The sequence below is a fragment of the Croceibacterium soli genome (assembly GCF_009828065.1).
In the GTDB taxonomy this organism is placed as follows: domain Bacteria; phylum Pseudomonadota; class Alphaproteobacteria; order Sphingomonadales; family Sphingomonadaceae; genus Croceibacterium_B; species Croceibacterium_B soli.
The window spans coordinates 72,533-92,549 of the sequence record NZ_WTYK01000008.1; the positions used below are offsets into that span (position 1 = coordinate 72,533).

At 64.5% G+C, this 20,017-nt stretch carries 20 protein-coding genes and 1 tRNA gene; 5 read left to right on the forward strand and 16 right to left on the reverse strand.

Annotation, left to right across the window (positions count from 1 at the left end):
* Positions 1 to 372: 372 nt before the first annotated feature.
* The 5 genes from GRI75_RS12795 to GRI75_RS12815 all read right to left on the reverse strand — a co-directional run bounded on the left by GRI75_RS12795 (position 373) and on the right by GRI75_RS12815 (position 8,517).
* Positions 373 to 1,779 carry an efflux transporter outer membrane subunit gene (locus tag GRI75_RS12795; RefSeq protein ID WP_407925147.1) on the reverse strand — a complete coding sequence of 469 codons (1,407 nt, stop codon included), beginning with the start codon at positions 1,777 to 1,779 and terminating at the stop codon, positions 373 to 375.
* Positions 1,780 to 1,784: 5 nt separating this feature from the next.
* On the reverse strand, positions 1,785 to 4,964 hold the full coding sequence (locus GRI75_RS12800) for an efflux RND transporter permease subunit (RefSeq protein WP_160747385.1): 3,180 nt from the start codon (positions 4,962 to 4,964) through the stop codon (positions 1,785 to 1,787).
* Positions 4,965 to 5,024: 60 nt separating this feature from the next.
* Complete coding sequence (locus tag GRI75_RS12805; protein ID WP_160747386.1) at positions 5,025 to 6,293, reverse strand: efflux RND transporter periplasmic adaptor subunit; 1,269 nt, start codon at positions 6,291 to 6,293, stop codon at positions 5,025 to 5,027.
* 281 nt (positions 6,294 to 6,574) lie between these two features.
* The gene (locus tag GRI75_RS12810) at positions 6,575 to 7,171 is read right to left on the reverse strand and encodes a TetR/AcrR family transcriptional regulator (protein WP_160747387.1); all 597 of its coding nucleotides are present in this window, start codon (positions 7,169 to 7,171) and stop codon (positions 6,575 to 6,577) included.
* A gap of 65 nt (positions 7,172 to 7,236) precedes the next feature.
* The gene (locus GRI75_RS12815) at positions 7,237 to 8,517 is read right to left on the reverse strand and encodes an HD-GYP domain-containing protein (protein ID WP_160747388.1); all 1,281 of its coding nucleotides are present in this window, start codon (positions 8,515 to 8,517) and stop codon (positions 7,237 to 7,239) included.
* Between the two features lie 223 nt (positions 8,518 to 8,740).
* Between GRI75_RS12815 and GRI75_RS12820 the strand changes: the two genes are divergently transcribed.
* Positions 8,741 to 9,088, forward strand: a complete 348-nt coding sequence (locus GRI75_RS12820; protein WP_160747389.1) for a RidA family protein — start codon at positions 8,741 to 8,743, stop codon at positions 9,086 to 9,088.
* An 89-nt stretch (positions 9,089 to 9,177) separates the two neighbouring features.
* Here GRI75_RS12820 and GRI75_RS12825 read toward each other — a convergent pair whose 3' ends face one another.
* From GRI75_RS12825 to GRI75_RS12845, 5 genes are all read right to left on the reverse strand, one after another.
* Positions 9,178 to 9,408: a hypothetical protein gene (locus GRI75_RS12825; protein WP_160747390.1), complete on the reverse strand. Its 231-nt coding sequence runs from the start codon at positions 9,406 to 9,408 to the stop codon at positions 9,178 to 9,180.
* Positions 9,409 to 9,705: 297 nt separating this feature from the next.
* Positions 9,706 to 10,212 (reverse strand): hypothetical protein, encoded by a 507-nt coding sequence (locus GRI75_RS12830; protein ID WP_160747391.1) that lies wholly within the window; start codon positions 10,210 to 10,212, stop codon positions 9,706 to 9,708.
* On the reverse strand, positions 10,205 to 11,032 hold the full coding sequence (locus GRI75_RS12835; protein WP_160747392.1) for a hypothetical protein: 828 nt from the start codon (positions 11,030 to 11,032) through the stop codon (positions 10,205 to 10,207). The genes GRI75_RS12830 and GRI75_RS12835 overlap by 8 nt, the downstream gene beginning before the upstream one ends.
* Before the next feature lie 522 nt (positions 11,033 to 11,554).
* Positions 11,555 to 11,767: a hypothetical protein gene (locus GRI75_RS12840; protein ID WP_160747393.1), complete on the reverse strand. Its 213-nt coding sequence runs from the start codon at positions 11,765 to 11,767 to the stop codon at positions 11,555 to 11,557.
* Between the two features lie 388 nt (positions 11,768 to 12,155).
* Positions 12,156 to 12,833, reverse strand: a complete 678-nt coding sequence (locus tag GRI75_RS12845) for a hypothetical protein (protein ID WP_160747394.1) — start codon at positions 12,831 to 12,833, stop codon at positions 12,156 to 12,158.
* Between the two features lie 383 nt (positions 12,834 to 13,216).
* Here GRI75_RS12845 and GRI75_RS12850 point away from each other — a divergent pair, with 383 nt between their 5' ends.
* Both GRI75_RS12850 and GRI75_RS12855 read left to right on the forward strand, forming a co-directional pair.
* On the forward strand, positions 13,217 to 13,762 hold the full coding sequence (locus GRI75_RS12850) for a recombinase family protein (RefSeq protein WP_160747395.1): 546 nt from the start codon (positions 13,217 to 13,219) through the stop codon (positions 13,760 to 13,762).
* 183 nt (positions 13,763 to 13,945) lie between these two features.
* On the forward strand, positions 13,946 to 14,950 hold the full coding sequence (locus GRI75_RS12855; RefSeq protein ID WP_160747396.1) for a DUF2971 domain-containing protein: 1,005 nt from the start codon (positions 13,946 to 13,948) through the stop codon (positions 14,948 to 14,950).
* 21 nt (positions 14,951 to 14,971) lie between these two features.
* Here the strand turns inward: GRI75_RS12855 and GRI75_RS14840 are convergent, their stop codons facing one another.
* From GRI75_RS14840 to GRI75_RS12870, 3 genes are all read right to left on the reverse strand, one after another.
* Complete coding sequence (locus GRI75_RS14840) at positions 14,972 to 15,154, reverse strand: helix-turn-helix transcriptional regulator (RefSeq protein ID WP_160747397.1); 183 nt, start codon at positions 15,152 to 15,154, stop codon at positions 14,972 to 14,974.
* 7 nt (positions 15,155 to 15,161) lie between these two features.
* Positions 15,162 to 16,520, reverse strand: a complete 1,359-nt coding sequence (locus GRI75_RS12865) for a tyrosine-type recombinase/integrase (protein WP_160747398.1) — start codon at positions 16,518 to 16,520, stop codon at positions 15,162 to 15,164.
* A 95-nt stretch (positions 16,521 to 16,615) separates the two neighbouring features.
* Positions 16,616 to 16,692, reverse strand: a tRNA-Arg gene (locus GRI75_RS12870).
* Between the two features lie 57 nt (positions 16,693 to 16,749).
* Between GRI75_RS12870 and GRI75_RS12875 the strand changes: the two genes are divergently transcribed.
* Positions 16,750 to 17,502 (forward strand): queuosine precursor transporter, encoded by a 753-nt coding sequence (locus tag GRI75_RS12875; RefSeq protein WP_160747399.1) that lies wholly within the window; start codon positions 16,750 to 16,752, stop codon positions 17,500 to 17,502.
* Positions 17,503 to 17,505: 3 nt separating this feature from the next.
* On the opposite strand, the gene GRI75_RS12880 is transcribed toward GRI75_RS12875, so the two are convergent.
* Both GRI75_RS12880 and GRI75_RS14705 read right to left on the reverse strand, forming a co-directional pair.
* The gene (locus tag GRI75_RS12880) at positions 17,506 to 17,718 is read right to left on the reverse strand and encodes a PspC domain-containing protein (RefSeq protein ID WP_160747400.1); all 213 of its coding nucleotides are present in this window, start codon (positions 17,716 to 17,718) and stop codon (positions 17,506 to 17,508) included.
* Positions 17,715 to 17,843, reverse strand: a complete 129-nt coding sequence (locus GRI75_RS14705) for a hypothetical protein (RefSeq protein WP_268891535.1) — start codon at positions 17,841 to 17,843, stop codon at positions 17,715 to 17,717. Before GRI75_RS14705 ends, GRI75_RS12880 begins: the two co-directional genes overlap by 4 nt.
* Before the next feature lie 224 nt (positions 17,844 to 18,067).
* Between GRI75_RS14705 and recF the strand changes: the two genes are divergently transcribed.
* Entirely contained in the window at positions 18,068 to 19,156 is a 1,089-nt protein-coding gene (gene recF, locus GRI75_RS12885) for a DNA replication/repair protein RecF (protein ID WP_160747401.1), read from the forward strand.
* Positions 19,157 to 19,305: 149 nt separating this feature from the next.
* Here the strand turns inward: recF and GRI75_RS12890 are convergent, their stop codons facing one another.
* Positions 19,306 to 20,007 (reverse strand): arylesterase, encoded by a 702-nt coding sequence (locus GRI75_RS12890; protein ID WP_160747402.1) that lies wholly within the window; start codon positions 20,005 to 20,007, stop codon positions 19,306 to 19,308.
* Positions 20,008 to 20,017: the final 10 nt, after the last annotated feature.

The following is a 20,017-nucleotide window of genomic DNA, read 5'->3' on the forward strand; positions in this document are numbered from 1 at the left end:
CTGCAGCTCCCCAGCCTTTCCGCGGATGACGATGGTTAACGCGATGGGGGCCGGCGGAATGGTTGTAAGGTTTTCCGACACGGCCTTCAGCTAGCGGTGTGCCGGACGAACTCGAGCGGGTCCCGCTTTGCCCATGAGCAAGCTCCGCCCCAGCGGTGAAATGGGCCCTGAAACAAGTTCAGGGTGACGAGGAGGGAACTAGGTGACGATAGGCGAGCAGGGTGCCGCCCCTCCTCACCTCCCTCCCCAACCCGTCATGCTGAACTTGTTTCAGCATCCATCCCTCAGCCGGGGCCGGTGCGCCCGGACGGGCACGAGCGGGCCGCCTTGCCCATCAGCAAAACTCCGCCCCAGCGGCGACGGATCGCCCCGCTACGACCACCCTCCGCCCAGCGCCCGGAACACGTCGACTTGCGCGCGGGAGACTTCGGCATCTTGCGCGGCGAGTTGGGCCCTTGCTTCCGCCAGGGTCCGCTCGGCGTCGAGACGGTCGAGGGAGTTGGTGGTGCCCTCCCGCTGCTGGGCGCGGACGATGCGCGCGGCGCGTTCGGCTTCCTGGCTGGCGGACTGGAGCGCCGCGCGGCGCTCGATGGCGTGGACATAGTTGGACAGGGCGGTTTCGGTTTCCTCCAGCGCGGTCAGCACGGCGCCGTCGAACGCGGCGAGCGAGCCCTGCGTGTCCGCCTCCGCCGCATCGATGCGGGCGCGGATCGCCTCCTGGTTGGGGAAGGACCAGTTCAGCAGCGAGCCGACCAGCCAGCGCAGTGGGCCGCCGGTGAAGATGTCCCCGATGTCAGGCCCGGTCGAACCGAGCGAGCCGCCGAGGGTGATGCGCGGGTAGAGGTCCGCCGTGGCGACCCCGATCCGCGCCGTATCGGCCGCGAGGCGCCGTTCGGCGGAGCGGATGTCTGGCCGGCGCGCGAGAAGCGTGGCGCCGTCGCCGATCGGGATCGCCTGCTCGATCTCCAGCACGATGCTGCGCTCGCCGGCGATCGGCGGCAGTTCCGCCGGCGCGCGGCCGGTCAGCGTGGCGAGGCGGAACAGCGCGGCGGCGCGGGCCGCTTCCAGCGCGGGAATGTCGGCGGCGCGCTGGTCCCGCAAAGTGGCGATGCGGGCCACGGCCAGGCCGCTTTCGAGCCCGGCGGCATGGCGCTTGCGCGTAAGCTCGAGCGACTGGCTCAGCAGCTCGACGATCTCCCGCGCCACGCGCAGCCGGGCCGCCCCGGATGCGGCGTCGGCATAAGCGCGGGTCGTATCGGCGACGACCATGACGCGCACGGCATCGGCCTCGGCTTCGCTGGCCGCGAGATCGGCGCGTGCCGCTTCGACGCCCCGGCTGACGCGGGCGAACAGGTCGACCTCGTAAGCGACGTCGATCCCGGCGTCGTAAGACCAGTCCTGGCGATCGGCGCCGGCCGGAACCTGGCTTTCGGGAACGCGGCCGTAGCTTGCGCCCGCCCCGACCGAGCCCTGCGGCAGGCGGTCACCGCGCGCGCCGCGCAGGCCGGCCCTCGCTCGCTCGATGCGGGCGACCGCCTGGCGGACATCGGTGTTCGCCGCCAGCGCTTCGGCCACCAGCGTGTCGAGCACGGGATCGTTGTAGAGCCGCCACCAGTCGGCGGGCAGCGGCGCGGCGGCGAAGGCGGGATCGCCGGCGGAAATGAAGGGGCCGGAAGACGCTGGGCGGGGGGAAGACGCAGCATAGTCCGGCCCCACCGCGCACCCCGAAAGGGCGAGCGCGGAAAGGGACGCGAGAGCGAAGTGGCGGTATCTCATCATGGCACCTATTCGGCAGGCTGGAGGACGGCCTGGTGGCGGCCGCTGCCGCCGCGCAGGCGGTCGATACGGTCGCCCAGGGCGCGGCTGACGACGTAGAAAGTCGGCGTGAAGATCAGGCCGAAGCCGGTGACCCCGAGCATGCCGAAACAGACCGCCGTGCCGAGCGCCTGGCGCAGCTCCGCGCCAGCGCCGGTCGCGATTACCAGCGGCACGGAGCCGAGGATGAAGGCGAAGCTGGTCATCAGGATCGGCCGCAGCCGGGTCTTGGCCGCCTGGACCGCGGCCTCAGCCGGGGTGAGCCCGTCCTGCAGTTCTCCCTGACGGGCGAACTCCACGATCAGGATCGCGTTCTTGGCCGCCAGCGCGATCAGCACAACGAGGCCGATCTGGGTCAGCACGTTGTTGTCCATGCCTCTCAGGTTCACCCCGACCATCGCCGCCAGGATGCACATCGGCACGATCAGGATGATCGCCAGCGGCATGACCAGGCTTTCGTACTGCGCGGCGAGCACGAGGAAGACGAGCAGCACGGCGAGCGCGAAGACCAGCACGGCGGTGTTGCCGGCATACTTCTGCTGGTAGGCGATGCCGGTCCATTCGTGGTCGTACCCGCGCGCCATCACCTCGTCCGCCACTCTTTCCATCGTCTCCAGCGACTGGCCCGTGGAGAAGCCCGGAGCCGTGTCGCCGTCGACGGCCACCGCGGGCGAGAGGTTGTAGCGGGTCACGCGGTACGGCCCGGTGGTGTCGCTCAGCGTGGCGACCGAGCCGATCGGCACCATCGAGCCGTTGTCGGAACGGGTCTGCAGGTTGGCGATGTCCGAAGCGCTCTCACGGTATGGTGCATCGGCCTGTGCGGTCACCCGGTAGGTGCGGCCGAGCAGGTTGAAGTCGTTGATGAAAGCCGAGCCGAGGTAGACCTGCAGAGTCTCGAACACGCGCGAAGGCGACACGCCGAGGATCTGCGCCTTGTCGCGATCGATGTCGGCGCGGACGCGCGGGGTCCCGGTGTCGAAGAACGTGTAGACCCCGGCCAGGCCTTCCTGCTGGTTGGCCTCGGCGATCACCGCGTTCACCATGTCCTGCAGCTCGCGGTAACCCTGGCCATTCTTGTCCTCGATCATCATGCGGAAGCCGCCGGCGGAGCCGATGCCGCGGATCACCGGCGGCTTGACGATCATCAGGCGCGCTTCGTTGATATCGGCGGTGGCCTTCTGCGCTTCGGCGATCAGCGCATCGACGGTCTGGCCCTTGGCGCCCCGTTCCTCGAAATCGTCGAGGATCCAGTACGCTGCGGCGGCGCTGGCAGACTGCGTCTCGGACGTGCCGTCGAAGCCGGAGAGCATGACGGTGCCCTTCACGCCGTCGATCGGCAGCATGCGTTCGGCGACTTTCTTCATCACCGTGTCGGTGCGCGAAGTGGCGGAGCCCGGCGGAAGCTGGATCACGGTCAGGAAGTAGCCCTGGTCCTGCTGGGGGATGAAGCCCGTCGGCGTCATCCATAGCGCCGCACCGGTCAGCGCGATCAGGCCGGCATAAGCGGCCATCATGCGCCGGGGCATCGCCACGACTTTGGCGGTCCGCCGGCCATAGGCTTCGCTGAAGCGGTCGAACGCGCGGTTGAACTTGTCGCCTGCTCGCTCGGCCAATTGGCGCCAGTAAGCACCGTCCGGCGCACGCTCGTGCGGACGGAGTAGGATCGCGGACAGCGCCGGGGAGAGCGTCAGCGAGACGATCAGCGAGATCACCGTCGCCGCCGAGATGGTCACGGCGAACTGCTGGTAGAACGCGCCCGACATGCCGCCGATGAAGAGCGTCGGCACGAACACCGCGCAGAGCACGAGGACGATGGCGATCAGCGCGGCGCCGACTTCGTCCATCGACGTGCGCGCCGCCTGGAGCGGGCTCATTCCGCTTTCGAGGTTCCGCTCGACGTTCTCGACCACCACGATCGCGTCGTCGACGACGATGCCGATCGCCAGCACCAGCCCGAACAGCGAGAGGTTGTTGAGCGAGTAGCCGAGCATCGCCAGCACCGCGAACGTGCCGATCAGCGAGACCGGGATCGCCAGCACCGGGATCAGCGAGGCGCGCCACTTCTGCAGGAACACCACGATCACCAGCACGACCAGGACGATCGCTTCGAGCAGGGTCTCGACCACCGCGTCGACCGACTGCTGGATGAACTCGGTCGGGTTGTAGACGATGCGGTATTCAAGGCCCGCGGGGAATTCGGCGGACAGTTCCTCCATTGCTGCCTGGACCGCTTCGGCGGAGGCGAGCGCGTTGGAGCCGGGCTCCTGCAGCACGGGGACGATGACGGAGTCGCGGTCGTCGAGATAGGCCGAGGTGCTGTAGTCCGCGGCGCCGATCTCCACCCGCGCCACGTCGCCGACGCGGACCTGGCGCCCGCTGGCGTCGGTGCGGATCACCACGTCCTCGAACTGCTGCGGATCGGTGAAGCGGCCCTGCGTCTCGACGTTGAGCTGGAAGGCGCTGCCCGCGCTCGGCGGCTGACCCAGCGTGCCCGCGGCGACCTGCACGTTCTGCGCCCGCAATGCCGAGACGATGTCGCCCGCGGTAAGGTTCAGCCCGGCGGCGCGGCCGGGATCGATCCACACGCGCATGGCAAGCTCGCGCTGGCCGAACAGCCGTACGTCGCCGACCCCTTCGATGCGGGCGAGGCGATCGCGGATCTGGGTCTGCGCGTAGTTCGAGATGTACTCGCGGCTCAGCGAGCCGTCGGGCGATATGAGGTTGACGATCAGCAGGAAGTCGGGCGTCGTCTTGAGAGTGACGATGCCGAGGCGGCGGACCTCTTCGGGCAGGCGCGGCTCGGCGATGGCGACTCGGTTCTGCACCAGGACCTGCGCCTCATCGAGGTCGGTGCCCTGCTCGAAAGTGACGGTGATCGTCACCCGCCCGTCGCCCGTCGACTGGCTGGAGAGGTAGAGCATCCCGTCGACGCCGTTGATCTCCTGCTCGATCGGGTTGGCGACGGTGTCCGCCACCGTCTCGGCCGAGGCGCCCGGGTAAGTGGCGGTGACCGTCACCGTCGGCGGCACGACCTCGGGGTACTGCGACACCGGCAGGAAGAAGTACGAGATCGCGCCGACGAGCGTGATGATGATGGCGATCACCGCGGCGAAGATCGGCCGGTCGATGAAGAAGCGGGACAGGCGCATTTCGGGCTCCGATTGGAATCGAGGGTCGGCTTGGGCGGCTCAGGTCGGATTGGGACGGCGTCAGCCCGCGAGCGTCGCCTTGCCGGGAGGTGCGGCGGCCTTGGCTGCCTTGGGCTCGGCCGCGCTTTCGGGCCGGTCGATCCGGCCGCGCCGCGCGGTCACCTTGCTGCCGGGGAACGCCATCTGGGTGCCTTCGATCACCACGCGGTCGGCAGGCGCGAGACCGCTGCGGACCACGCGCAGGCCGCCGGCGATCACGGGGCCGAGCACGACTTCCTTGGCGGCGACGGTGCCGTCCTGCCCCACGACGAGCAGCAGCTTGCGCGTCTGGTCGGCCTGGACGGCGGTATCGGGCACGAGCAGGGCCTTCTCCGTCCCGCCGGTCGCCAGGCGCATGTTGCCGAACATGCCGGGGGTGAGGAAGTTGCTCGGATTGCGAACCACGGCCCGGGCGCGGATCGTGCCGGAGTTGGGGTCCAGCCCGTTGTCGGTGAAATCGAGCGTGCCGTGCCAGCGATACTCGGTCTCGTCCTGCAGGCGGATGTCGACTTGCGCGCCGCGGCTGAGCCCCTCGCGCCGGGCCTTCAGGAACAGCCCTTCCGAACCGTCGAAGGTGAAGTAGAGCGTGTCGGTGGCGTTGATCGTGGTCAGCAGGGTGGCCGCGGGCCCGTCGCCGGCGGCGACGAGGTTGCCCGGGTCGACCCGGCGGTCGGAAATCCGCCCGCTGATCGGGGCGCACACTGTGGTGAACTCCACATCGAGGCTGCGCGAGCGGACCCGCGCCTGGGCGGCAGCGAGACCGGCCTGGGCCGCGGTGACCCGCGCCCGGAGCGCATCGACCTCGCTCCTGGCGACGGCGTCATCCTCGACCAGGCGCAGTGCCCGGGCGAGGTCTGCCTGGGCGAGCGCGAGATCGCTGCGGGCACTGGCAACGCCGGCTTGCGCTTCGGCCAGGGCGGCGCGGTAGGGGCGCGGATCGATCGTGAAGAGCGGCTGCCCCTGGCGGACGAAGTCGCCGTCGCGGAAGTGCACCGCAGTGAGCTGGCCCGAGACGCGCGGACGCAGCTCGACGCTGCGGCTCGCCTCGAAGCGGCCGATGTATTCGTCCCATTCGGTGATCTCTCGCTGCAGCGGCACGGCGACGGTGACGACCGGGGGCGGCGGGGCAGCGGCCGGGGCGCTTCCGCCGCGCAGCATGTACCAGGCGAGCGCTACCGCTGCGGCGAGCACCACGATCCACAGGATCCGGCTCCGCCGTCCCTTCTGCGGCCGTTCTGCTTCTTCGAGCCTGCGCAGCTCGTGCATCTCAATGGGAGAGAGGTCGTTCATCGGACGGTCCTTGCTTCGGCGTCGTTTCGCCGGGCGCAGATCGCCGCACCCGGAAGCGAGGGCTTCGGGAAAAGCGATATGATCCGGCATTGATGGCCCGGACACCCGGGCTTGTGGTTTTCGGCGAGCGCCGAGCAGCGGGTCACCGGGTGAGAATATGCCCGTGCGCCACGCCGCCTGCAGCGTTCTGTACCGCTAAGTATGTTATCTGAGGTTCAGGTACAAGCGATACTTCTATACCGCTCGATACTTTTTTCTGCAGTGCAGCAAAATCAACGGGTTCAGCGGCCCGGCCAAATCGCCAAAGTGGCCTCCGCAACCTCCTGCAGCTCATCGCGACTCGCGCCGGCCCCGGCCTGCACGGCAATGCCCTGCATCACCGCCAGCAAGTACCGAGTCATCGCTTCGGCTTCGACGGGGATTGTAAAATCGCCATCGTCGATCGCCTTCTGCAGGCGTTCCACTAGCGCTGTGCGCACGTGCTGCGTGCGGTCGCGCATTTCCTGGCCGATCGGCGAATCCGGGTTGCTGCAACTTACGGAGGCGATCACGCCCAGGCAGCCGCGGCATTCGCTGGTGATGTTCTCGATGGTCCCGTCCAGCATGCGCCGGGCCACGCCCCGCGCGGTCGGCGCTTCCAGCGCGCTGCGGGCATAGGCGAGCTTCTCGCGCTCGTAGAGATCGAGCGCCTGCTTGAAGAGCGCTTCCTTGTTGCCGAAAGCGGCGTAAAGGCTGGGCCGGGTTATGCCCATCGCTTCGGTCAGGTCGCTCAGCGAAGCGCCTTCATAGCCTTTGGTCCAGAACACGCGCAGCGCCGCGGCAAGCGCCTCCTCCACGTCGAACTCGCGCGGGCGTCCTCTCACGGCAACCTTTTCCATATCGAGCGGTATGTAATAGATTTGAAAGCGAGTCCAGCGGTTTGGCCGCAAGGCGCGGATCGGGCTTAGCCGTTGAGCCTCGCGACCGCGTCGAGTTCTTCGGGTGTCAGAAGGTCCAGCGCGGGCTGGAGGTCGGCCGGGTGCCAGGCCGCGAGCTCCGAGAACGCGACGACGCTGTCGTTCGCGAGGTCTTCCTGGATGAGGATCTCCTGCGGCGGGATCGGGCGGTTCTCCCGCGTGGCGTAGAATGCCAGGAGCCGGGTGGCTGGCTTGCGGGCCTTGGGTGTGCGTACGAAAGCCATGCGGTTGCTCCGCAGGCGGACCAGCAGACCGGGGGGGAAGAACCCGACGCTCTGCATGAACTTGAACAGAAGGTGCTGATCGAAGTGGCCTTTCCAGCCCCACATCTCGGCGAGTGCTTCGAGCGGCGGCACGGCGCTCTTGTACACCCGTTCGGAGGTCAGCGCGTCGTAGACGTCGCAGATCGCGCCCAGCCGGGCGACTTCGGAGATGGAGTCCGCCGCAAGGCCGAACGGGTAACCGGTTCCGTCGATCTTCTCGTGATGGTGGCGGCACACGTCCAGGGCCACCTCCGGCATGCCTTCGGACTGCGCAAGCACCTGGTAGCCGAATTCCGGATGCGCCTGCACCGCGGCGAACTCGCCGTCTGTAAGGCGACCCTGCTTGTTCAGTATCTCGTCGGGGGTGCCCATCTTGCCCAGGTCGTGCAGCAGGCCGCCGAGGCCATACTCCCGCGTCTCGGCCGCGCTCTTGCCCAGATGAACGGCGGCGTTGATCATCAAAGTGCACACCGCCACCGAATGGAGGTAGGTGTATTCGTCCTTTCGCTTCAGGCGCAGGACGTCGAGCAAGGCGCGCGGACTGCGCTCGACCGTTTCGATGACGTCGTGGACGACCGCGTTCACGTCGCCCAGCCGCACGGCCCGGCCGAGCCGAACATCCTGGCACGCGGTCTTGACCACCTTCAGCGATCGGGAGACGAGCGCCCGGGCGCGCTGGCGCTCCGAAGCGTTGGGCGCAGCGGGGGCAGGCGCCTTCGCGGGGCTTTGCGCGCAGCAATCGCCGCTTTTGCGGCGATCGCTGTCCAGCGCCTGTGCGGCGGAGGTGCGCTCAGGCTCATCCGCTGCCGCCTGCGCTGCCGGCCCGGCGCCCAGTTCGTCGTCGATCTCGACGAACGGAACGTCGGACTGCCGCACCCGCGCGAGCTGCTCCGGCGTCTTGAGCACGAACTTGACGCGCCAGAACGGGTGATCGAACCACGAGCCGCCAAAGCCGCAGACATACATCCCCAGCACCACGTCCGTGGGATCAATCCGATGCTTCATTGCAGGCCCCGATCGCTGTCATGGCGTCCGTGCTACCGGGCGATGGTTAAGCGAAAGCAAAAGGCCCCTGCACTGCCATCATCTTTTCTGACTGCAGGCCGGGCCTTTCGCATTGTTGCACTGGACCGGCGCGCGCGCTGCAGTATGGGGGCGGCTTGCAACTGAGCTGCGCAGCAGGCCGACGTCCAGCGGCCAGCAGGCCCGGCCCATGGGAGGAAATTGCATGACCATCCGCAGAATCGAGCCGGGCGCCCGCATGAGCCAGGCCGTAGTCCACGGGAACACCGTCTACCTGGCGGGCCAGGTCGGCGCCCCCGGCGAAAGCGTGGCGGCTCAGACCAAGGCCGTCCTCGGGCAGATCGACGCGCTGCTCGCCGAAGCCGGCACCGACAAGTCCACGATCCTCTCCGCCACGATCTGGCTGGCGGACATGGCGGACTTCGCGGAGATGAACAGCGTTTGGGACACCTGGGTCGACATGGCCAATCCGCCCGCCCGCGCTACCGGCGAAGCGAAGCTTGCAGCGCCCGAGTACAAGGTCGAGATCATCGTAATCGCCGCCCTGGCCTGAGGCCGGCCTCAAGCCGAGGCGCGCACCGCAAGGCCGGCGTGTAACCTCGATTGCAATCGTGCCGGCGCGGCCTCCACGGCGGCAGATGTTCAGCCGAACATCCGACGAAACCAGCTGCGCTCGTCAGCCGACGGCGGAGTTTGTCCGGACACCTGGAATAGGTAGTTGCCGAGCACGGCCGCCTGGTTCTTGGTCATGAGCACCCGCAGCACATCGAAATCGTCCGGATCGCCCGCTCTTTGCCGGGTCTGCAGTGCAAGCAGGACCCGGTCGCCGAGATCCTGATGATGCCAGCCGACAAGCGCTCCCTGGTTATCCAATGTCACCTCCCCTGTTCCTGGAGACGAACGATGCACTCGCAGCGGGAGCGTAAGGTGAGATGACCAACAGTGCAAACGCGATCTGACCCACTGGCCGGACGGTAGGCGGTTGAACTTGCACCGGTTCCCGACCAGCGCGTCCCATGAAACTACGCATGGGAAGGCTGGCGCGCCCGGCAGGACTCGAACCTGCGGCCCCAAGCTTAGAAGGGAAAGATCGGGTGCCAAGTGAGACAACCTGAGACGGTGAGTCGCGCCGTCTCCCTGCATGTGGATCCCTCTAGGTCCCACCGTGTCTCAGTGAGTATCGCTCGGACTTGTCCCCGTTGTCCCAGTAGAGTCGTCCGCCCTCGTCCCGAGTTGAGGACCCATCACGAAAGCCATCCGGGTTATGTCGAAGAGCACGAGCGCATTGAACAACACGATCAGCAGAGCGCCGCCGTTCACTAACGACTGCTGAGCCGACTGACTTGCGGAGAGGTCCCCTTTTACCACGAGCAAAACGACTGCCGCGACGAACAGGAGGATCAGCGAATAGGCACTTCGGTGAAGCGCGCGCCGAGCTTTGGGGAAGCTGCCTTTGCTCTTCGCTCGCTCCTCAAGCTTGTTAAGTTCGAAGTGGATGTTCGCCGCCGATCCAAGGGCAATCGTGACCATGATTCCGAGCACCGCCAACAAATCGGGGCCGACGAGACTCTTTAGGAAAGTGTTGCGGTCGCTCAGAAGATCAGGGTGCCTGAGTGAGACCAGCAGCCAAGCGAAGATCGCCAAGAGCATCGTGGAGCGGGCCAGGAGCCTACTCATGGCCAAGGATCCTGCTAGCTAGCCTTGCCAGCGCGCTGGCTTTAGTCTCCTCCGGAACATCAGGCTCGTCTATTCTGGTTGTAGCCGTTTTGCGGGTTGAGGAGAACGCGCGCCCACGCTTTGACCGTGCACGTATTGTGCCTCCAGCTTTCGAGATGTAGTCAACCGCCTCCTTCGTCCGCTTCGTGACCGCATCAAGGCCCTCCTGCGCCTTCAGGATGAGTGTCACCTTCTCAGCGTGCTCCGCTTTCCGGAATTGCCGCAGTTCTTCGGAGAGGTCGTCTGATCCGCCGAACATGTTCGGCGGGACGAATTCGAAGGCGAGGTTAGTTATCTCCCCTTCGTGCTTGCGCGCATATTGCCAGAAGGACTCCGTATCCGGGATCGGCTCCACCTCTATGTGCCAGTCCGTGTTGGGCAGTTTCGAGTTGATGGTCCGAACCACCTCAGCGATGAGCCGCTGAGGGCTACCCACGCGCTCGTTCAGAGCGACGGCGGCCTTCTGGCCGTCTCGGTGCTCTCGCGGGTCTATAAGAACTGCAAGGGCCTTCCAGCCCTGATGTAGCGTGTCGGCGAACCCCTCGTCCGGCGGCAAGTTCTCTGTAGTGGTGAGCTTGCGGCCAATCCGCGCGAGGATCACGTCAGAGCGTGGTTGTTGCTCATCAGGGACGTAGTGGAACTCGTTGCCGTAATACTCGAAAACCCAACGGTCCAAGAAGACTGCGCGGAGATACTCTTCTCGCGTTCTCCTTGCCTCGAAGGCGTCGATTTGTTGCCTCTGTAACAAGGACAACCGAAAAAGTTCAAATCGTTCGCGCATGGGCTCCCCTCTTCGGTCACTATCCTAAGGCTGCGACGAACTTCCGCAATGGTAAAGGCGCTGTAGGCACCAGCTAAGCCGATTTCGCTGAACCCGGAGTTCGGCTGGGACATCGATCCGCTGCCCTGCCGCTTTCCGCTCAGAATAGCGGTCTACCAGTTGTCCCGCATGGGGCCTCGGCAGCTAAATACAATGTGCGAATGTTCGAGATCGAGGGTCCGGTAAAGGCGACAAGCTCGGTCTCACCAGATGCTGCCGCCAAGGTCCAGCAGAAGGAGAGGCTGACCAGAGAGCGCCTACAGCACTCACGGCAGAAACAGACCGATGCCTTCCGCAAGTGCCAAGACCGCCAACAAAGGGCGGTCCGGTCGGGGAACCCGGAAGAAGGGAGCGCCGCCAGGCGGTCCTTCAATGCAGCTTCAGGAGAGGCGCATCGTTCTGAGGCGCGGGCTAAATCTGCTCTGGTGAAAGCGAGCGCCGAACCCGCCGAGTAGCCTCGCCGACGCTCGCCAGTGAAGGTGATTATTCGTCGAGCGTAAAGCCAAAGTCCTTTGCCTTGTGGCCGTGCTTCGCGAGCAGACGCTCGTTTATCACTTCTTCCCACTCACTGTCATCGACATCGCCATCCGCGCAGACGAGCCACGACGGGAGTATCACGTTCGTTTCGCCCGGAAGGCCGTGCCCCTCGGGAGCGTCCCACTCGATATCTGTGATAGCGTAATTGTAACCAGCCATGCGAATCTCCTTTCGCTTGAGAAACGCAGCCTATTAATTAGACGAATTGCATGACGTCAACGGCTTTTTACTAATTTAGTTGACTAAACACCTCACCTTTTATTTTCGGTTGACTAAAATCATCCAAATCGGAGCCTAAATTCTACCGCATGCGTATCATCATCAAACATGAAAGTAGCCTGTTCACGCTCGCGGTCCGTGCACCGACTCCATTTGAGTCCTCTCTCCTGCCACATGTTATCACACCAGCCAGTCGCTTCATCTAGCTGCTCCCAGTCCCTTAGGACCACGCAGACGACGATGTTTTTTGCCCTCCGCATGAAGATCTTGTCAACGAAGGACCAGTCGAACGGATTCATCGCCATACCAGTAATATATGCGTGGGAAGTCAGGAAATAGACCATGTGAATGGCATAGGCTCTATCAACGGCACAGAAGCAGGTTCAACAGGAACTCTAGCCTGCCCAATGCTAAACCTCAAAAGCTCACGTGTGTCGCGCTGGTAACTGTTCATCCATGCGCACAGGTCAGCTTCCCAGTTCATCGGCCAAGGCATGAACACCTTACCACCCTCCACGTCGGCCTTTAGCTCTACTGTGCAACAGAATTTCGTGGCGTAGCCAGCGATGCCCTCAAGGTTGTCCTCGACGCGATTCCAATCGCGCAGCCCGCGCAGGTCCATTTGGGAGGGCAACTCCCACATCGTAGAGAGGCTCTTCTTCACCTCCGCGAGCGGCATGCCGTTGAGGTAGACGATGCTGTGAGAAGTCACGATCCATGTTGGGTCGCTGTAGCGCAGTGGAATGGCAAGCTCCTCTAGGAGTTGCCTGCGCTGAGGGAAGAGGTAGGCCATGTGCTCAGCGGAGACCGCATCGACTTCGAACCACCCGTTCGCAGCAAACCCGTTGAACGGACTGCAAGGGCTTCGCAGCGTGCCTATGCGCTTTCGCATAACGTCGTGGCTCTTGCGCTGGAGATCACCGATCTCCTCGACATCTAGAGTAGCGGCATGAACCAGCGTGAGGAGTCCGAGGTCTTCATTATCGGCTCCCGTGAACGCACGCACAGCGCGCGCGCCCTCTCGGCTCCCCATGCGCCGACGACAGTCGGGACAGCCAGGGGAGCCACACTCGTAACGACCCTTCCACTTGGAGCCGCAACTGGAATACTCCGCAGACAAGGCGTCAGCAGCGGCTGACCGCCGGTCGCGTAGTGCCTGCCGCAGGCGAGCGAAGCGCTCACGCCCCGTAGCCTTTAGAATGCCGTCCCACTCCATCACGCGCCCACTCCGCTGTTCCCGCGGGTATTTAGGCGTGCTCTCAGTGGTGCGCCGATTGAGTATACTGTTCTGGCGGCAACACGAGTGTTCGGTTTTTGTTCCGAATTGTGTTGACAGTACGACCCTAGCGGAACATGCCTATTGGGTCTTAGAAGAAAATGGAACAATAGATGCTCGTTGGATACGCTAGGGTCAGCAGCACTGGTCAGGACCTTGCCGTCCAAGAAGAAGCGCTGCGTTCGGCTGGATGTGATCGGATTTTCAGCGAGAAACGCTCTGGGAGAAGCGCCTCGGATCGGCCTGCCTTGCAAGAGGCTATCGAGTTCGCGAGGTCCGGGGACACCATTCTGGTCACTCGGCTCGACCGGTGGGCGAGGTCCACCCAAGACCTGCACAATCTGCTCGCTCGGCTGGACGAGAAAGGTGTCGGCTTCACTTGTCTCGCCCAGAGCGGGGTGGACACAACAAACAGCACCGGCAAGCTGGTGCTGGCGATCCTCGGCGCTGTCGCAGCCTTCGAAACTGATCTTCGTGCCGAACGTCAGCGTGAAGGCATCGCGAAGGCTCGTGAGGTGCCCGGCAAATATCGCGGTCGCTCGCCAAGCATCAACTACGCGCAAGTTCGAAAGCTGCATGACAAGGGTGTGTCGCCGAGCGAGATCGCTGCTCTGCTTCAGATCGGAAGGACAAGTGTTTATCGGGCTTTGAAGTGCTAAGGGCCGTCCAGCAATCGGCATGCTGCGCAAGGTAAGGAATCGCTTCATTTCAAGCTTATGCGGGATCGCGGCGCAAAAAGTCGAAATTGAAATGAGGTCTCGTGCTCAATTGCCGCGTCGGAATTCACGCTTTTCGCCGCTGTTCCAGTTGACCTTTCTTGCTGGGCGACTGACAGCGAGCCCATGAGCGAAGACAACTATGACCGCATCTGGAAGGCGCTGCATCCGGAGACAGACAGGCAGGTCACGCGTATCCGCCAGGATGGCACTCGATTTGTGCACTACACCAGTGCGGAGAGCGCGGTCGCAATCCTTCGGTCCGGGCGCATGCTACTTCGAAATTCATCGCTCTTGAACGATTTCTCCGAGGTTGAGCATGGCAGGGCCTGTTTGGCTCACGCCCAGCTTAACTCCTCCGCTGGCGAGAAGCTGAACTCCCTCATGTGCGGTGTGCAAGCCGACCTGCCCGACCTCTTCGCGCAGACCTACAGCCAAATATTCTCTGCGATGAAAAGTGACACTTATCTCCTGTCAGTGTCGGAGCATGGTGATCGGGAACACGGCGACGAATTCGAAGACGAGTTCGGGCGACTCTCCATGTGGCGAGCTTACGCAAACCGTAACGGTGTCGCCTTCGTGTTCAATAACTCACCGTTTGTGACGGAGAGCAATGCGCTGAATGCATTCACAAGCCCGGTAGTGTACGCAACCCCAGAATCTTTCGAGCCACATTTCGCGGAAGTGGTAGATGGGCTGGAATCGTGCATGGACATTGTCGCACCACTAGGCGGTGCCTTTCTTCTAGAGCTTCTCATCGGCGCGTTCAGGTTCGCAACTCAATCAACGAAGCACCCTGCTTTTCGTGAGGAACGAGAATGGCGGATCATTTATAACCCTACTATGCTCCGGTCCGACCCGCCGGTTTGGCAACAGCAGCTTGAACGAGTTCCGGAGGACATCAGGACTATAGGCGGAGTGCCACAGCGCGTTCACGCGATTCCGTTCAAAAACTATCCTGATGAGGGGTTCGTAGGCGCGACGATACCCGAAATACTGGACCGGGTCCTGGTTGGCCCCTCTCCTGACGCCCACGCCATTGCTCAAGCTTTGATCGCCGAACTGAAATCTGTCGGTGTATTCGACGCAGTGGACAGAGTGATCCTCACCAACATTCCTCTGCGCACCTGACCTTTTCGGTCGGTACGATTGTCAGTATGCGCGCCGAGGTAGACTCGCGATGAATTCGTCAATCTCTGCTTCAACCCAGCGAAGGCTGCGCCTATAAGCCTCCACCGGCTTCGGGAATTTCCGTGTGGGGTCAGTGCGCCATCGAAATAGCGTCTGTCGGCTGACTTGGAGCTTCTTACGAAGCTGGGGCTCTGTGATTAGCATCCCTATCTTATACCTGATTCGGAGTGCCGAAGTCGAAATTGTCGTTCGCTGCCAGAGACGAATCTTTGGAACTGCCGGTCGCCTTCGCTTTCAACTCGTCGAGCCAGTCGTTCCAGAGAAGAAGCGCCGCTCGCTTCTGCGGATAGCTGTCGTGGAAGTCGTAGTGCCTGCCCCGCACCGTCACATCCTTGTGGTTAAGTAGGCGGTCGCGCGTGTCCGCTGAAACTTTCGGGCTCTCATCCTTATTGCGGAAGAATTTGACCTCGCCAGCCAGGAGCGTGGTCGCCGTTGTCCGAAGGTCATGTAGGGTCCAATACTCCGGTCGCGAGGGGTCATTGTAGTCATAGGCGTAGCCTGCCTCGCTCGCGATCCGGTTCATCGCCTGCCGTAAACGAGCAATGGGCTTGCTGGTTGGGAACACCGGCAGGATGCGGGCCTCCGGGACGTCGGGCCGCTCGCCGAAGAGCGCGAGAACTGACGGATGAAGCCACAGGAGGTTCGGAGTGCTGTTCTTGGTCTCAGGGACGATCAAGCGATCTCCTTTGACCCAGTCCCAACGAGCCCAATACACCTCGCCCCGGCGAGCGACGAGCCGTAGCAGGCCCTCGATTGCTCGCGCGTGTAGATCGCTCTGATCGTTCCAGCGCGTTGTTCCCATCTCGGATAGCGCTCGAAAAAGCCACACTATCTCGTGCGGCTCTAGCCAACGGTCCCGCGGCTTCTCGTGCCTGAGGGGCTTCGGTACCTCAGTCATTGGATTGGCCGTGAGTTTCGTTTCGAGCAACGGTCTACCCTCTCGTCTGCACCACTGGAAGAAGGTCATGAGATTAGTATGGAGTCGGTTAGCCCCAACCCCCTTGCCATTAGGCCGCTTCCTGAGGGCGTCGAACTTGGCCCGCACAGCAACAGCCAGTTCGTCCGCCGTTACATCGCTGATGGGCTGAGATCGCAAGCCGGGAGGCAGGTCCTTCTCCATTAGCCGCCACCGTTCTTTCACCACGGCTTCCGTTAGGTTCGGGCTCACATCCGCCATATAAAGCCGATAGCAATCTTCGAGCGTCTGAGCCGCCCGCCACGACGATGGGCTAATTGGCAAAGCTGCCGCTACCGTGTTCGGGACCTCACCTCTTGCCGCTTTGATGGAGAGCGCGGCCTCGCGAGCTTGACGGAGCGATACCTGATGTTGGAGGGCTCCGAAGTCTCCAAGCTTCCGCCTTTTTCCGCCGTATCTCGATTGGAACGATATCGCTCCAGATGGCTGCACGATGATATAGAGCGGGTAATACCCATCTTTGATTTCGTACCGCTTGTTCCTCGGTTTCAGTGCCCGCACCTGTTGGTCAGTAAGCCCGTGAATGATGCTCATTAGTCGTGATCTTGTCCCTGCCTTGTCCCGGAAGGATACCAGCCGGGACAGCCAAGAGTCGAAATCAAAAACTTTATCACAAAGTCAGAGGCTTATGGCGCGCCCGGCAGGACTCGAACCTGCGGCCCCAAGCTTAGAAGGCTCGTGCTCTATCCGGCTGAGCTACGGGCGCGCGCGGGGCGTGCATAGCGCGCTTTGCGCGCGCCGCAAATCGCGATAGTCCACAGGCATGACGGGGGAACCGGCCAGGATCGACAGCCAGGAGGGGGCGGCGCGGCCTTTCCGCTATTTCGACCTGGTCATGGCGGCTTTCGTCGCCATCCTGCTGCTGTCCAACATCATCGGGGCAGCCAAGCCGAGCTACATCCTGTTGCCGGGCGGCGGACAGTGGTCGTTCGGCGCCGGAGTGCTGTTCTTCCCGGTCAGCTACATCATCGGCGACGTTCTGACCGAGGTCTACGGTTATGCCCGCGCGCGGCGGGTGATCTGGACCGGCTTCGCGGCGCTGCTGTTCATGGCCTTCATGGCCGCGGTCGTGGTAGCCCTGCCGCCGGCTGAAGGCTGGCCCGGGCAGAGCGCCTACGAGTTCGTGTTCGGCAACAGCTGGCGCATCGTGCTCGCATCGATGGTGGCGTTCTGGGCCGGCGAGTTCGCCAACAGCTTCGTGCTCGCCCGAATGAAGGTGATGACCGGCGGGCGCTTCCTGTGGATGCGGACGATCGGATCGACCGTGGTCGGCCAGGGGCTCGACAGCCTGATCTTCTACCCGCTGGCGTTCTACGGCCTGGCCGGCTGGCCGATCGAGCAGCTCTGGCAGGTCGTGCTGTCGCAGTGGCTGATCAAGACCGCGTGGGAAGCGCTGCTGACCCCCGTGACTTACGCGGTCGTCGGCTTCCTCAAGCGGCGCGAGGGGGTCGAAGTATTCGACACCGATACCGACTTCTCGCCGTTCGCCCGCAGCGGCGGGGCGATGGCCCGCTGACGGTCAGTCCGCCAGCAGGCCGATCGCAAGGTAGATCAGGATGAAGCTGCCGAAGCCGATCAGCGTGCCGGCGACGAAGATCAGCCGCCAGGCGAGCGGGCTCATCCCGATGTAGTCGGCCAGCCCGGCGCAAACGCCCATCAGCTTGCCGTTCTGCTTGTCGAGCTGGAAACCGGCAGGTGCCCCGCCCGAGTTGCCGTGCTGCAGCGCGCTCATGCAACGATGCCCTGGACGATGAACGCCGAGGGGGTGGAGAAGCTGACGACGACCAGGAAGGTGGTCATGCCAAAAGCGGCGACGGCGGCGAGAACGCGCTGGCCGAAAGTGGTGGAAGCATTCATGTCTAATCCCCTTTGGAATCTCCGAGCAGCCTGTCTGCCCGATGAACGATGTTTTGCATGAGGCGTGCCAAATGCGGAAAACCGCGGAAATCCGCGGTCTTCGTAAATTTCTTCCCGCAACGCTCCGAACATCTCCGCGCAACTTTGGGATTCCCCACCAACTTTCAGGATCGGACATTTCCGATAGAACGCCGGGCCCTGCTGCCCTAACCCTGCGGCATTCCATGACGCTCGACCGCATCACTCTCGGCCACTTTCGCAATCACACGGCCAGCCGGCTCGACGGTGCCGCGCAGATCAACCTGCTCGTGGGCGAAAACGGCGCCGGCAAGACCAACGTGTTGGAGGCGCTGTCGCTGTTCGCCCCCGGCCGTGGGCTGCGCCGGGCGGCCCTGGCGGAGATGGCCGGCAGCGGCGGCCCGGGAGGCTTCTCGGTCAGCGCCGCGCTCGACAGCGGCGATGGGAACGAGCCCGTGATGCTCGGCACCGGCACCCGCCCCGATCGCCCGAACCGGCGGATCGTGCAGGTCAACGGCGCCGAGACGAGCGCGGTCGGCCTGGGCGAATGGCTCGCGGTGGGCTGGCTCACCCCGGCGATGGACGGGCTCTTCACCGACAGCGCGGGCGCCCGGCGGCGCTACATGGACCGCCTCGCGCTGGCGCTCGATCCCGCCCACGCGCGCCAGGCCACGCGCTACGACGTGGCGCTTCGCGAGCGGAACCGGCTGCTGTCCGACGAGATGGAGCCTGACCCGCAGTGGCTCGATTCGATCGAAGCGCAGCTCGCGGAAGCCGGCGCGGCGCTGGCGGCAGGGCGCGCGATGCTGGTCGAGCGGCTTTCGACCGAGCTCGTCACTCTGCCGGACCATCCGTTCGCCCGCCCGGCCTTGTCCCTCGCCCCCGGCGGCCCTGCCGAGCGCGACGCCCTGCTGAGCGAATTCGCGCGGCAGCGAGCGCGCGATCGGGCGGCGCAGCGCACGCTCACCGGCCCGCACCGCGACGATCTGGAAGTCACCCTCTCAGGCAAGGCCATGCCTGCCGCAAGCTGCTCGACCGGCGAGCAGAAGGCGATGCTGATCGCCATCACCCTGGCCCACGCCGGCCTCGCCGCCGGCGGCCGTCCCGGGCTCCTGCTGCTCGACGAAGTCGCCGCCCACCTCGATCCGATCCGCCGCGAAGCCCTGTTCGACCGCCTGCGCGCGGGCAAGGCTCAGGTCTGGCTGACCGGCACGGAACTGGCTCCTTTCGCCGGCATCAAAGGCGAGGCAGCGGTCTGGCGGGTCAGCGGCGGTGTGGCTGAGCCGGTGGGCTGAGGGTTTTCACACGCAGAGGCGCGGAGGCGCAGAGGGTCTCACCCTACCCTTCGTCATCCCCGCGAACGCGGAGACTCAGGCACTGTTCGGTCATGGGGTCCCGCTTTCGCGGGAGAGTACTCCGCGCCTCTGCGCCTCTGCGAGCGCCTTTACTCCACCTCCACCTCGGGCAGCGCCGCCATCACCTCGTCGACGGTCGCCGCAACCATCGCGTCGATGCCCTTGGCGGTCGGGTGGACACGGTCCTGCTGGATCATCTCGGGGCGGCCGTAGACCGACTCAAGGAAGAACGGCACCAGTGCCGCGCCGTATTCGTTCGCCAGCGCGGGGTACATCGCGTCGAACTCCGCCTGGTATTCCGGGCCGGCATTCGGCGGGGCGCGCATGCCGAACAGGACCGCGGGTATCTCGCGCTTGCGCAGCTCGTCGAGGATGGCGGCGAGATTGGCCCGCGCCTCGGTGGGGCTCAGCCCGCGGAGCAGATCGTTGCCGCCCAACTCGACGAGGGCAAGGTCGGGCTTCTCCGCCAGCGAGTCCAGCACGAAGCCGATCCGCTGGCGGCCCGCCGCCGTGGTATCGCCTGATACGCCGGCGTCGGTCACCTGCGCGTCGATGCCGCGCGCCCGCAGCGCCGCTTCGAGCTTTTCGGGGTATCCCTCGTCCTCGGCCAGGCCGTAGCCGGCGAACAGGCTGTCGCCGAACGCCAGGATGCGCCGCTCCGGTCCGGTGACCTCGGCCGCCGCCGCCGGGACCGTCGCCACGGCGGTTTCCGTCGGCGCCGGGGCCGGCGCATCGCCGCCGCAAGCGGCCAGCGCGGGCAGCGGCAAGATCGACCAAAGTGTGTTGCGCATCGGCGAGGGC

Excerpts from the sequence above, each read along its gene's own strand:
- GRI75_RS14705 (WP_268891535.1), bottom strand. The coding sequence starts at position 17,843 with ATGAATGCTTCCACCACTTTCGGCCAGCGCGTTCTCGCCGCCGTCGCC.
- GRI75_RS12820 (WP_160747389.1), top strand. The coding sequence starts at position 8,741 with ATGACCATCCGCAGAATCGAGCCGGGCGCCCGCATGAGCCAGGCCGTA.
- GRI75_RS12875 (WP_160747399.1), top strand. The coding sequence starts at position 16,750 with ATGACGGGGGAACCGGCCAGGATCGACAGCCAGGAGGGGGCGGCGCGG.
- GRI75_RS12800 (WP_160747385.1), bottom strand. The coding sequence starts at position 4,964 with ATGCGCCTGTCCCGCTTCTTCATCGACCGGCCGATCTTCGCCGCGGTG.
- GRI75_RS12815 (WP_160747388.1), bottom strand. The coding sequence starts at position 8,517 with ATGAAGCATCGGATTGATCCCACGGACGTGGTGCTGGGGATGTATGTC.
- GRI75_RS12850 (WP_160747395.1), top strand. The coding sequence starts at position 13,217 with ATGCTCGTTGGATACGCTAGGGTCAGCAGCACTGGTCAGGACCTTGCC.
- GRI75_RS12840 (WP_160747393.1), bottom strand. The coding sequence starts at position 11,767 with ATGGCTGGTTACAATTACGCTATCACAGATATCGAGTGGGACGCTCCC.
- GRI75_RS12805 (WP_160747386.1), bottom strand. The coding sequence starts at position 6,293 with ATGAACGACCTCTCTCCCATTGAGATGCACGAGCTGCGCAGGCTCGAA.
- GRI75_RS12880 (WP_160747400.1), bottom strand. The coding sequence starts at position 17,718 with ATGAGCGCGCTGCAGCACGGCAACTCGGGCGGGGCACCTGCCGGTTTC.
- recF (WP_160747401.1), top strand. The coding sequence starts at position 18,068 with ATGACGCTCGACCGCATCACTCTCGGCCACTTTCGCAATCACACGGCC.
- GRI75_RS12830 (WP_160747391.1), bottom strand. The coding sequence starts at position 10,212 with ATGAGTAGGCTCCTGGCCCGCTCCACGATGCTCTTGGCGATCTTCGCT.
- GRI75_RS14840 (WP_160747397.1), bottom strand. The coding sequence starts at position 15,154 with ATGCTAATCACAGAGCCCCAGCTTCGTAAGAAGCTCCAAGTCAGCCGA.
- GRI75_RS12890 (WP_160747402.1), bottom strand. The coding sequence starts at position 20,007 with ATGCGCAACACACTTTGGTCGATCTTGCCGCTGCCCGCGCTGGCCGCT.
- GRI75_RS12855 (WP_160747396.1), top strand. The coding sequence starts at position 13,946 with ATGAGCGAAGACAACTATGACCGCATCTGGAAGGCGCTGCATCCGGAG.
- GRI75_RS12835 (WP_160747392.1), bottom strand. The coding sequence starts at position 11,032 with ATGCGCGAACGATTTGAACTTTTTCGGTTGTCCTTGTTACAGAGGCAA.
- GRI75_RS12810 (WP_160747387.1), bottom strand. The coding sequence starts at position 7,171 with ATGGAAAAGGTTGCCGTGAGAGGACGCCCGCGCGAGTTCGACGTGGAG.
- GRI75_RS12795 (WP_407925147.1), bottom strand. The coding sequence starts at position 1,779 with ATGATGAGATACCGCCACTTCGCTCTCGCGTCCCTTTCCGCGCTCGCC.
- GRI75_RS12865 (WP_160747398.1), bottom strand. The coding sequence starts at position 16,520 with ATGAGCATCATTCACGGGCTTACTGACCAACAGGTGCGGGCACTGAAA.